Here is an 11,055-nt window from a genome sequence, read left to right as displayed (position 1 = left end):
TTTGGGCATTTTAAAGCAAGTAAATGTATTATGGAGAGAAATTAGTAAGCTATGAGAATTAAAACGACGAATTTGAAGATTACATCTACTTGGTAATAAACCACGGTACGGATCAAAAGCAAAAATTTGACTGGACTGAAGTCCGGTCACGAATACCGAACTCAATCCAGCCAATCAGCTGCATAATAAAAACTCTAACTTTTAGGGGTCGCCACTTTATCTGGATTATTCAAAAACCCTTTTCGGAAACTTGCTCGATAGGTCTGATGTGCTTCTTTCCCTCTATTTTGGTTAATGAAATGACCGTATACATAGCCAATCCCCAGTTCGCCTGCCAGTGCAGCACTATTTTCTCCCAAACCTAATGCGAATAAGTTCGGAGCATCTTCTGTACGTGGTGCGGCACGAACCCTTCCTTCTTTACGCAAAAATTTAATGAGATCTTTCAATTTTTCGGGATAGTCAGCTAGTTGATTCACCTTGCCATCGGCCAGTAACGATCGAATCCTTTCTGTTCCTCCAGGAGAACGTCCGACACCGGCCTCTATTCTTCCGGGAAAAAGTGCCTGTAATTGAAATAGCTGGGTAGCAACTTTATATGCACTATACTGTGGAAGCAGGATACCACCACTGCCAACCTTCAATTTGGAAGTTTTAGCTGCGACTGCCGCCATCATAATTTCAGGAGAACTGGATACAAGTCCCTTCGTTGCATGATGTTCCGCAAACCAATAGCGTTCATACCCTAATGCTTCTACATATTGAGCCAATTCAATCGTACGATCTGTTGTCTCTTCTGCAGACACCCCCTTTGGTTGCGCCATCTGATCTAATACACCTAACTTCATTTTCAAATCTCCCCTTTTTTCCCGATAATCTCCATTTTAAATTGGACGACAATATTTTTATGAAACCCTTGATAATCATTATCATCATCATATCATGAAAATGAGATATGCCTTTGTTGTGCAGCACGGCGGAGTAAAATAAATAATGTTCTTCAAAGTACTGAAACCTAGAGAGTAGGGAAGATGTTTCGCAATCAGGTCATATCGTTGGAAGAGGTATTCATTTATACATCTCATTGACACGGTAAAGGAAACTGATATATAATTACTTCGAAATCGAGATAATTTGATAAAGGTATTTGGCAGGGGTTGGAAGCCGGTTCTAATGATGCGAAAAATCGGTGACGTTTTTTCCATAGAGAAACCAAAATAGATTGGGGAACATGTAAAAGAATGTAAAAAGGAATAGGAGAAATAAGCGGCGAAAATAATAAAGAAGAGGAGAATTGATCATGAAACATATTTTCCAAAAAGGAAACGATTCATCCAAACCGACATTACTATTATTACATGGAACGGGAGGAACGGAACAGGACCTTCTGCCTCTTGCAGATAAGGTTGACCCAGATGCAAATATTTTAAGTGTAAGAGGTAATGTTCTGGAGAACGGAATGCCGCGCTTTTTCAGGAGATTAGCGGAAGGTGTATTTGATGAAGAAGATTTGGTTTTCCGTACAAAAGCGTTGAACGAATTTCTAGATGAGGCAGCACAAAAGTATGCATTTGACCGTAATCAGATTCTAGCAATCGGTTATTCCAATGGTGCAAATATCGCAGCAAGCTTACTGTTTCATTATCCAGATGCTATCATAGGAGCCATTCTCCATCATCCAATGGTTCCAAGACGAGGCATGAAGTTGCCGAATTTATCAGGCAGAAATGTATTTATTGCAGCAGGTACCAATGATCCTATTTGTTCACCAGGGGAATCTGAAGAATTGAAATCCTTGCTGGAAGGAGCAGGGGCAAAAGTAGACTTGCATTGGGAAAATAAAGGACATCAGTTAACGTTTCATGAAGTAGAAGCAGCTGGTAAATGGTATAAGCATATTTAAATTTTAAACAAATCAACAATAATGGTAAAGGTGTGAGAAATAGACATGAAAAGGATAGTACCTCATATTAGGGTAGAGAATTGTAAAGAAGCAATTGAATATTATCAGGGGATTTTTGGCGGTGAAATCAAGAATACGCAACTATCTGATGGTATTGAAATGTTTAAAGGGCATGAAGGTAAGTATATCCATGCTGAATTACATATTAACGAGCATTGCATCCTTTATTTTGCAGATGTATTTGGGGAAAAGACGATAAGTGGAAGTGATATCTTGCTCGGTCCCGATCTCGACAGTGAAGATGAAATCGTTCGAATCTACGTTGCTTTATCAAAAGACGGTGAGGTTAAAATGGAACTACAGGATACTTTTTGGGGTGCCAAACATGCGATAGTTACAGACAAAAACGGCATTTCATGGGAATTGAATGTTGTCAAAGGATAACAAAACACACAATTGCTTCACACCAAAAATGAAAGAATCATTTTAAACCGCGTCATCTTTTAGAACGGGAAAGAGTAATTAGTAAAAGAAGTAATAAATGACTTATTTTTTTAAATACTGCTGTTGAAACAGACACATTCGAATAGCGTTATGATAACTGCCCTCAACAAAGAATTCATCTTGTAACTCACATTCAATGGAGAAACCAACTTTTTTGTATATGTGAAGCGCCTTCTCATTTTTCGCATCTACGATCAAATAGAGTTTGTGTAGATTTAATATGGAAAAAGCATAATCCATTGCCAGATTCGTTGCAACCGTTGCATAACCGTTACCTTGTTGCTTAGGATCGATGATGATTTGAAATTCTGCATTGCGATGAATAGCGTCAATATACACTAGCTCGACAAGCCCTATCATTGTGTGCTCTTTTTCTACTATAAAACGACGCTTATCTCGGTCGTGAATATGCTTATCATATAATTCTTGCAGCGCAGCAAAATTTGCATAAGGTTCTTCAAACCAATAAGACATAATGTCGGGATCATTATGAAGTTTATGTATAAATTTTAAGTCATTACGTTCTAGTGGGCGTAAATGAATATCGTTGCTCATTTTTAAACCTCCGTACTGTATCAAAAGTATTTTAAGCATACAATAATGAAACAAACATGTCTAGAAAAGGTGATTTTAAAGTAGCTTCCACGAACCGATATCAAAAATAACTTTAGCCCTTATTTCACTGAAAAAGATAAAGCAGCTGGTGATAGCTTTGATTTAAAAAATAGATATTATGCATCCGAAATGCGTGAAAGAAGTATAAACCATCCAATTCCTTTCTTATAAAAAAGATACTGTTGATACTTAAAAGTGCTAACACAAGAAGAAGGCATCAATCCATTTGATGCCTTTGTCAACGATATGAAGTTTGTGTGCGATGCAAAAAATGTGTATCCGACTGTTACTGCAGTTGTATGCTTTCGCGTATTGCTCAGCAGCAAAAATGGCATCCGCAACTTCATTCGATGCCATCTCAAGCCCCCTTTCGTAGAGGTGAATGAGAGCACTAGATGAATAGCTAACCGTTATTATTTCATTGGAACGGTTGAACCGGAGACTGGATAATGATCGGAAAAATCATTATACTTATAGGTTTTTCCCCAGGAAGTAACGGACCATTCCGATGATTTGATTTTTTTTGCATCTATATACCATTGATTCGGTTGGGCATGGTCTCTCTCAACAAAAATATAATCCAAATATTGTCCATCCATTTCAGGATAATTATAACGGGCAATGGAATTGGTTGTCGGATCCCAAGTTGCAGTGTATCCTGTATAAGCATGAGGCGGTGTTACATTTAATTGATCGATCATTGACTTATATTCATCCGTACCTTTCATGACATTTAGGTCCCCACCTATGTAGATCACTTCATCTTCTGGGATGTTCTTCCTGTCAATAAACTGCTGGATTTCTTTCATCTGCGTGGAACGAATTTCAGCAGCTTCATCGGTCGAACAAAGGGAATCTGTCGATTGCATATGCGTACCGATTGTATGATAATCATGTCCATTTTTATTTATTTTGACGTATACAAATCCTTTATTAGCCATCGCGTCACCACTACATCCTTCATCGTAAACGTACTGAATTTTTTCTTCAATCGGCCATTTACTGACAATGGCTACACCACCATCTTCCGGAACTGTATGTGAATAGTCACCAAGAGTCTGGTTCCATCCTTCTGTACTCCGGCCAAGTACAGGAGTTTGATAAGGATACTGTTCGGTTAAATCATTTAAAAGCACCTCTGAAGCTTCATTATCAAATACTTCATTTAAAATAAAGATATCATAACCCTTAATATAATCTGCGTCAGCAATAAGTTCAGCCCGTTTTACCTGGCCCCAATTCGGATACAATGCTTGTGATAACATATAGACATTTTGTGATAGCAGTTTAAAATCGTTAGGATAATTCGCTTTAGCATAGACTTTTCCCTGTGAAACGGAAAAAATAGAAAGGATTATCCCCAGTGTCATACATGCAGTTATCAATTTTTTTATCATTCTGTTCCCTCCATGAGTTCGTATTTGGAAATGGCTTATACGGTTCATTGGATATTGCACAGTCCTGTTGCTAACTGCGATCCAATGGTTACTGGTTCACATTAGCTTGTGCAGTAGTCTTGTGAAGTTGTTTTTAAAACGGTAATCCGCTTTCATTAATGTAATTAAAATTATTAAAAATATTTTTAACGTTTTGAAACAACTGATTATAATTATACTAAATCTCTATTTACTGTCAACTTCCTTAAACCAATCCTATCCAATGATTCTCAAGTTTCGTAACTGTTGTTATACTAGAAGTAGTCCCTGGGAAAGCTTAGGCACGCTTGCTAACGTCTCCTAGTATAAACACGCTTTATGTCTTTCTCGGGTGTGAAAATACTATTTTTAGAAGGAGAGAATGCAAATGGGAAAAAAAGTTGCGGTTCTTATGACAGATCTATTTGAAGAGGTTGAATATACAGATCCGGCCAAAGCTCTAGAGGAGGCGGGACATGAATTGACCGTAATTGAAAAAGAAAAAGGCAATAAGGTTACAGGCAAAAATGGAGAAGCTAAGATTACAATCGATGCTTCCATTGATGATGTAAAACCGGAAGACTTTGATGCGCTTATGATCCCTGGCGGTTTCTCACCGGATATCCTTCGTGCAGATGATCGATTTGTTGACTTTGCGAAAACTTTCATGGATGCAAAAAAACCGGTGTTCACTATTTGCCACGGTCCTCAATTACTTATTAATGCAAATGCACTCAATGGGCGCAAGGCAACAGGGTATAAGTCCATTCAAGTTGACTTAGTCAATGCCGGAGCTAACTTTGTTGACGAAGAAGTCGTCAACTGCGGGGATCAATTGGTCACAAGCCGCACGCCAGATGACCTTCCTGCATTTAATCGGGAGTGTCTTGCTGTTCTTGAAAGAGCATAAAAGATGCCGGTGATGCGGATGTTATATAACGTTAGTTAGAGACTGCAAAATAAAGAACCCTTTAAATTGGAATTCACTGTGATCCGTTTTTTCATGGTGAATTCTTTTTTATATAACAAAGGATCGAGAAAAGTTAGCTCTTTTGTAAGCTTCTGCTCCATAAGAGCCGCGCTTCCCGTTGGGTATTCGCGGATTTTTTAATGAAAAAAATATACTACCTTGCAATAAACAGTACTGTATGGTAAATTAACTATAACAGGTACTGTTCAATACAAGGTACTGTATTGGAATGGAGTGACAACAATGAATGTGCAATTTAAAAAGGGCATCTTGGAAATTTGCGTGCTTGTCCTGCTGGATAAAAAAGATTGTTATGGCTATGAATTGGTGCAAAGAATCTCCGAAAAAATTGAAATATCGGAAGGCTCAATGTACCCGCTTTTAAGAAGATTAACGAAAGATGGTTATTTTACCACCTACTATCAGGAATCCTCAGAGGGACCCGCGCGTAAGTATTATAAACTGACAGAGAAGGGGAGGATTCATCTGCGTGAGCAAATGCAGGAGTGGAAGGAATTTTCAAATGCTGTGAATCAATTCATAGAGGAAGGTGTCAGCAGTGAATAAAGAACAATTTTTAAATCAATTGGATAAATCGCTCAAAAATCTTTCCCAAAAGGAACGGAAGGATATTATCCGAGATTTTGAGGAACACTTTGCTTTTGGGCAACAAGAAGGGAAAACAGAAGAGGAAATTGCAGCATCGCTCGGTCAGCCAAATCAAATTGCGAAAGAACTGCTCGCCACCTATCATCTTGAACAAGTAGAGGCGACTGCAACGGCAGGTAATGTCATGCGGGCCTTGTGGGCAGTGATCGGACTTGGCTTTTTCAACCTCGTCATTGTTCTCGGTCCATTTATTGGGCTAGCAGCTGTTGTCTTAGCCGGATGGACAGTCGGGGTTGTGTTTGCAGCATCACCACTTTTAGTGCTTTTCAATGCGGTTATTTATCCGGAAACATTTGTACTTTTTGATTTATTTTTTTCCATTGCGCTAACTGGTCTTGGATTATTCATAGCGATTGGAATGTATTATGTCACCCGGGTATTAACCAGCGGATTTATTCATTATTTACGTTTTAACGTCAAACTTGTCAAAGGAGGAATGAAGCATGATTAAAAAAACAGCGATGATTGCTGGAGTACTCCTAGGGATTGGCATCATCGGAAGTGTTTTTACGTTTGCGTCCGCAAATAAGATGGAAGATTTCGAAAAAGAGAAAACCATCAAGGAAGACTTTGATGCCATTGATATCAAAGCCGGTAATGCTAAAATAGAAGTTTTACCGACTAGGGATAAAGAAGCCAGAGTAGAACTGTCAGGGAAAGGTTCGAATATCGATTTCTCTGCTAACGTCGAGCAATCCAACTTGCGGGTAGTTGTAAATGATCAGCAGAAAAAACTGATTCACTTTGATTTCATTTCATCACGTTTAGCTTTAAACGTGTATGTTCCAGAAAAACAATACCAGGCACTCAAAATTGAGAGTGATAATGGTCTTGTGGAAGCTAGCGAGCTACAGGCAAAAGCTATTCAGATCCGTACGGATAACGGAGCTATTCAATTACAAGAAATGAAGAGTGAAAAGATGAACATCGGAACAAGTAATGGAAAAATCCTTGTAAAAGATTCAGAAGCCGGTGCGGCTGATGCGAAGGCGAATAATGGGAAAATCAGTTTTGATCACGTAAAGGGAGCGCTTTCCGCTGAAGCAGATAACGGAAGCATCTCGCTCAACACAGAAAGTTTGGATCGTCCATTGGATTTTGAAACAGATAACGGCAAGATCAACATAAAGACAGAAAACAAGCCAACCAACGCTATTTTTGATGTCAAAGTAGACAACGGAAAAGTGAAGCTATTTGGTCAATCAGACTGGGATACAGTCATTGGCAATGGCGCACATATGATAAAATTAACAACAAATAACGGAAATATTACGGTGGAAAAAATATAGGGTGCCTGTCACTTCCCGGATTTTGTCGAAAATAAATAGAGCTCACACATACATATGTGTGGGTTTTTTTGTATGATCGTTTATAATAACTTATGTAATACTATTAACATAAGGAGGACTACCATGAAACGACCAATTATCATTGATACAGATCCTGGGATTGATGATGTTGCTGCGATCACTGCAGCATTATTTTCAGATAAGCTTGACGTAAAATTAATTACAACGGTTGGTGGAAATGTCGGGATTGATAACACGACAAAAAATGCACTTGATTTGCTTACATTTTTAGAAAAAGATATACCGGTTGCGAAAGGTTGTGGCGAGCCACTAATCAATAAAATAAAGACAGCATCACAAGTGCACGGGGACAGTGGTGTTGGCAACTATCAATTTGAAAAGGAGCCAAACACTTCGCTTTTGTTAAAAGGCAATGCAATCGTCGAATTGAGAAAAGCTATTATGAGTGCAGAGGAGCCGGTGACGCTTGTGCCGATCGGTCCATTGACCAATATTGCACTTTTATTCAAAACTTTTCCGGAAACAAAAGAAAATATTAAAGAAATTGTCTTAATGGGCGGGGCTGCTGAAGGAGGAAACGCAACCCCTGTTGCAGAGTTTAATATATATGCAGATCCGCATGCTGCCAAAATCGTTTTTGATACATCGATTAATATTGTCATGTGTGGACTCGACGTGACCCGTTTAACTGGAGTGGCTGCTGACGATGTGGAAAAAGTAAAGACGCAAGGGAAAATCGGTGAAATGATCGCGCATATGATTCAGTTTTATGAGCGTGCCTATTCTAAATATTCCATTGCGATTCATGATTTGTGCACCATTCTTTACCTGACTCGACCTGAGTTGTTTAAGACAAAGCGAGCAAACGTCAATGTAGTGACAGAAGGGGAAGCGTCCGGATGTACGGTAACGCATTTCACGGAAGAAGGGAACGTGCATGTCTGTATCGATGCAGATGTGGAGGCATTTCGAAAGGCATTTACTTCCATTTTCGCGGGAATTTAGTGCTTGTGATATGGGAGGGGGCACTCCCTGGTTTTTACCTGTATGGATTGCCGGGTGGTTGGGTGGTGGATCACTTGGATATTTTTCGACATTATTCGGGGAGTGCCAGGCACCATACGCTTCCTCGTATTTTGTCGAAAGATTCCCGTTGACATGCCCACGGAACGGTTTTATTATATTCTGTAACGGGTTACATTTATTTTTTGAAACGGATGTAACCCGTTACATGCTTTTTTATTTCAAATCTTGGGAGTGATGGAGGTTGTCTACGATGAGAGATGTTGCGAAATTTGCCGATGTTTCAGTTGCTACCGTTTCACGGGTCATCAATGGGAAAGGTGATGTGAATCCGGAGACAAGAAAACGCGTGGAACAGGCGATTGAATACCTGCATTACAAACCAAATGATGTAGCCCGGACCCTTTTTAGAGGGAAGTCGAAAATGATTGCCTTATTTGTGCCGGATATTATGAATCCTTTCTTTCCCGAACTTGCCAGGGCAGTAGAGGATGTAACGAATAAATATAATTATACCTTTATTTTATGTAATACAGATGGCGATTTAGAAAAGGAATTAACATACATAGACACACTGCAGCAAAAAGCAGTGGATGGGTTTATTATTGTTTCCAGTACGATTACCGATGAAATGCTCAAGAAAATCAGTGTACCGATCATTGCCCTTGACCGGTTCTTCCATTCGGAATTGGCTTCGATTACCGTAGATAACTACCAAGGCGGAAGAGAAGCTACGGAGTATTTACAATCCATCGGTTGTCAGCGCATTGCTCATTTATGTGGGCCAGAAAGTGCCAGTAATACGATGGAGCGGCTCAGGGGGTATATGGACGTAGTCCGAGATACAGATTGGTTTCTGTCCAGTTATCTTTTATCGTGCAATTACAACATGGAACAAGCGAAAGTAATGACCATGGAAATGCTTAGGAACCATCCAGAAATCGATGGTATCTTTGCAGCAAATGATGTAATGGCAATCGGTGCAATGAAAGCTGCAGAACAATTGGGGATCCGCATCCCGGAAGATTTAGCGGTGATTGGCTTTGATGGAAGTTCAGTTGGAGAGGCAACAAGCCCAACACTGACGACGATGGCTCAGCCAATTTATGATATGGGTACCCGTGCTGCTGAAATGCTCATGGAACAAATACAGACACAAGTGGCACCTAAAACAATCGAAACATTTCCTGTTCATTTATTAGAAAGAGAATCAACCAAACGAAAGAAGGTCGCACATGGATAATCAACCAACCGTTTGTATCGTCGGAAGCATAAATATGGACTTAACGATTACAACGGAAAAAATGCCAATGCAAGGAGAAACTGTTCTTGGAAAGGACTTTGCAACATATCCAGGAGGAAAGGGTGCCAATCAGGCTGTCGCTGCCTCTAGGCTAGGGGCAAATGTGCATATGATTGGAGCAGTCGGAACAGATGCATTTGGTGAAAAATTGCTTGCTCACCTTAAAAAGGAAGGAATAAATACACAAGGCATGCGTACAGATCCAAGTCAGCCAACCGGGATCGCGAACATTATCTTATCCGAAGATGATAACCGTATTATCGTTGCCCCTGGAGCAAATAAAAGCGTACTTCCTGACTTGGTGGACAAGCAAAAAGAATTAATCAAACAAAGCGATGTCATTTTAATGCAGCTGGAAATCCCAATGGAAACGGTGCTTCATACGTTAGCAATTGCCAGTAAGTTCCAGGTTCCAGTCATTCTTAATCCAGCACCCTATCAGAAGCTACCTGAAGCACTTTTAGCCAAAGCTGCTTACTTCACACCAAACGAAATTGAAGCGGAAGCAATCAAAGAGAGTCCCCTGTTTTCCTCCATTCAGAAAAAACTGATTGTGACCGAGGGGAGTGAAGGTGTCACGTTTTATGAGAATAATAGCCAGCAATGGATACCGGGACATCCTGTCGAAGTAAAAGACACTACAGGGGCTGGGGATACGTTTAACGGCGCATTTGCGGCAGAAATAGCAAACGGTGCTTCTATCCGTGAAGCAGTTACGTTCGCGAATGCAGCTGCCGCATTATCCGTTACAAAGATTGGTGCCCAGGGCGGCATGCCGATAAGGCAAGAAGTGAAGCATTTGATGTAAGGGGGCTGTACGGTCTGACCCCCGCCACGTTCGTGTGCTAAAGCGGTGAGAGAGTGTCCCCAGTTTATTTTATAAGAGAGAGAGAGAGGACGAGCTTCGATGAAAAAGTCAGGAATATTAAATAGAGAAATTGCATCCGTGCTCGCAAATCTTGGTCACACCGACACGATCATCATTGCGGATTGCGGGCTGCCGATCCCGGAAAATATCCAATGCATCGATGTTTCCCTTGGGTTAGGGAATCCTAGCTTTTTGACAGTACTGAAAGCGGTCACAGCGGATATGGCTGTTGAGGAAATCATGCTTGCAAATGAAATACAGATAAAGAATGATGAACTGCACCAGGAAATTATCAAAAGACATTCAGATACACCGGTTCACTATATCCCCCACGAGGAATTAAAAAAGAACATAAAAGGTGCAAAAGCAGTCATTCGAACCGGGGAAGCGACACCTTATGCCAATATGATTTTACAGGCTGACGTCATTTTTTAGAAAAGAGGTGAGAACATTGCATTCAACACCGATTGTAGAA

General features: G+C 40.1%; 14 protein-coding genes. 10 read left to right on the top strand and 4 right to left on the bottom strand.

What is annotated here, in order from left to right:
* Window positions 1-194: 194 nt before the first annotated feature.
* On the bottom strand, window positions 195-848 hold the full coding sequence (locus tag GZ63_RS0100925; protein ID WP_051681339.1) for an MsnO8 family LLM class oxidoreductase: 654 nt from the start codon (window positions 846-848) through the stop codon (window positions 195-197).
* A gap of 449 nt (window positions 849-1,297) precedes the next feature.
* Here GZ63_RS0100925 and GZ63_RS0100920 point away from each other — a divergent pair, with 449 nt between their 5' ends.
* Complete coding sequence (locus GZ63_RS0100920) at window positions 1,298-1,903, top strand: alpha/beta hydrolase (protein ID WP_029265952.1); 606 nt, start codon at window positions 1,298-1,300, stop codon at window positions 1,901-1,903.
* Between the two features lie 45 nt (window positions 1,904-1,948).
* The gene (locus tag GZ63_RS0100915) at window positions 1,949-2,347 is read left to right on the top strand and encodes a VOC family protein (RefSeq protein ID WP_029265950.1); all 399 of its coding nucleotides are present in this window, start codon (window positions 1,949-1,951) and stop codon (window positions 2,345-2,347) included.
* A gap of 102 nt (window positions 2,348-2,449) precedes the next feature.
* Here GZ63_RS0100915 and speG read toward each other — a convergent pair whose 3' ends face one another.
* From speG to sph, 3 genes are all read right to left on the bottom strand, one after another.
* Entirely contained in the window at window positions 2,450-2,962 is a 513-nt protein-coding gene (gene speG, locus GZ63_RS0100910; protein WP_029265948.1) for a spermidine N1-acetyltransferase, read from the bottom strand.
* Between the two features lie 258 nt (window positions 2,963-3,220).
* Entirely contained in the window at window positions 3,221-3,379 is a 159-nt protein-coding gene (locus GZ63_RS17765) for a hypothetical protein (RefSeq protein ID WP_156947648.1), read from the bottom strand.
* 56 nt (window positions 3,380-3,435) lie between these two features.
* The gene (gene sph, locus GZ63_RS0100900) at window positions 3,436-4,419 is read right to left on the bottom strand and encodes a sphingomyelin phosphodiesterase (RefSeq protein WP_029265947.1); all 984 of its coding nucleotides are present in this window, start codon (window positions 4,417-4,419) and stop codon (window positions 3,436-3,438) included.
* A gap of 406 nt (window positions 4,420-4,825) precedes the next feature.
* Here sph and GZ63_RS0100895 point away from each other — a divergent pair, with 406 nt between their 5' ends.
* From GZ63_RS0100895 to rbsD, 8 genes are all read left to right on the top strand, one after another.
* Window positions 4,826-5,347, top strand: a complete 522-nt coding sequence (locus tag GZ63_RS0100895) for a type 1 glutamine amidotransferase domain-containing protein (RefSeq protein ID WP_029265945.1) — start codon at window positions 4,826-4,828, stop codon at window positions 5,345-5,347.
* A 303-nt stretch (window positions 5,348-5,650) separates the two neighbouring features.
* Window positions 5,651-5,974 (top strand): PadR family transcriptional regulator, encoded by a 324-nt coding sequence (locus GZ63_RS0100890; protein ID WP_029265943.1) that lies wholly within the window; start codon window positions 5,651-5,653, stop codon window positions 5,972-5,974.
* Window positions 5,967-6,527 (top strand): HAAS signaling domain-containing protein, encoded by a 561-nt coding sequence (locus GZ63_RS0100885; RefSeq protein ID WP_029265942.1) that lies wholly within the window; start codon window positions 5,967-5,969, stop codon window positions 6,525-6,527. Before GZ63_RS0100890 ends, GZ63_RS0100885 begins: the two co-directional genes overlap by 8 nt.
* Window positions 6,520-7,365 (top strand): DUF4097 family beta strand repeat-containing protein, encoded by an 846-nt coding sequence (locus GZ63_RS0100880; protein ID WP_029265940.1) that lies wholly within the window; start codon window positions 6,520-6,522, stop codon window positions 7,363-7,365. Before GZ63_RS0100885 ends, GZ63_RS0100880 begins: the two co-directional genes overlap by 8 nt.
* A 123-nt stretch (window positions 7,366-7,488) precedes the next feature.
* Complete coding sequence (locus GZ63_RS0100875; protein WP_029265938.1) at window positions 7,489-8,391, top strand: nucleoside hydrolase; 903 nt, start codon at window positions 7,489-7,491, stop codon at window positions 8,389-8,391.
* Between the two features lie 271 nt (window positions 8,392-8,662).
* Entirely contained in the window at window positions 8,663-9,652 is a 990-nt protein-coding gene (locus tag GZ63_RS0100870) for a LacI family DNA-binding transcriptional regulator (protein ID WP_318842347.1), read from the top strand.
* Window positions 9,645-10,520 (top strand): ribokinase, encoded by an 876-nt coding sequence (gene rbsK, locus GZ63_RS0100865; protein WP_029265935.1) that lies wholly within the window; start codon window positions 9,645-9,647, stop codon window positions 10,518-10,520. The genes GZ63_RS0100870 and rbsK overlap by 8 nt, the downstream gene beginning before the upstream one ends.
* Window positions 10,521-10,619: 99 nt before the next feature.
* Window positions 10,620-11,015 carry a D-ribose pyranase gene (gene rbsD, locus GZ63_RS0100860; protein ID WP_029265933.1) on the top strand — a complete coding sequence of 132 codons (396 nt, stop codon included), beginning with the start codon at window positions 10,620-10,622 and terminating at the stop codon, window positions 11,013-11,015.
* Window positions 11,016-11,055 lie beyond the last annotated feature (40 nt).

The organism is Virgibacillus alimentarius, assembly GCF_000709085.1.
GTDB classification, from domain to species: domain Bacteria; phylum Bacillota; class Bacilli; order Bacillales; family Amphibacillaceae; genus Virgibacillus_B; species Virgibacillus_B alimentarius.
The sequence above is the reverse complement of the archived record's forward strand: the minus strand, read 5'-3'. Positions and strand labels throughout refer to the sequence as shown.

Coding starts and splice junctions, on each gene's coding strand:
- GZ63_RS0100925 (WP_051681339.1), bottom strand. CDS start 848: ATGAAGTTAGGTGTATTAGATCAGATGGCGCAACCAAAGGGGGTGTCT.
- GZ63_RS0100915 (WP_029265950.1), top strand. CDS start 1,949: ATGAAAAGGATAGTACCTCATATTAGGGTAGAGAATTGTAAAGAAGCA.
- speG (WP_029265948.1), bottom strand. CDS start 2,962: ATGAGCAACGATATTCATTTACGCCCACTAGAACGTAATGACTTAAAA.
- GZ63_RS17765 (WP_156947648.1), bottom strand. CDS start 3,379: ATGGCATCGAATGAAGTTGCGGATGCCATTTTTGCTGCTGAGCAATAC.
- sph (WP_029265947.1), bottom strand. CDS start 4,419: ATGATAAAAAAATTGATAACTGCATGTATGACACTGGGGATAATCCTT.
- GZ63_RS0100895 (WP_029265945.1), top strand. CDS start 4,826: ATGGGAAAAAAAGTTGCGGTTCTTATGACAGATCTATTTGAAGAGGTT.
- GZ63_RS0100890 (WP_029265943.1), top strand. CDS start 5,651: ATGAATGTGCAATTTAAAAAGGGCATCTTGGAAATTTGCGTGCTTGTC.
- GZ63_RS0100880 (WP_029265940.1), top strand. CDS start 6,520: ATGATTAAAAAAACAGCGATGATTGCTGGAGTACTCCTAGGGATTGGC.
- GZ63_RS0100875 (WP_029265938.1), top strand. CDS start 7,489: ATGAAACGACCAATTATCATTGATACAGATCCTGGGATTGATGATGTT.
- GZ63_RS0100870 (WP_318842347.1), top strand. CDS start 8,663: ATGAGAGATGTTGCGAAATTTGCCGATGTTTCAGTTGCTACCGTTTCA.
- rbsK (WP_029265935.1), top strand. CDS start 9,645: ATGGATAATCAACCAACCGTTTGTATCGTCGGAAGCATAAATATGGAC.
- rbsD (WP_029265933.1), top strand. CDS start 10,620: ATGAAAAAGTCAGGAATATTAAATAGAGAAATTGCATCCGTGCTCGCA.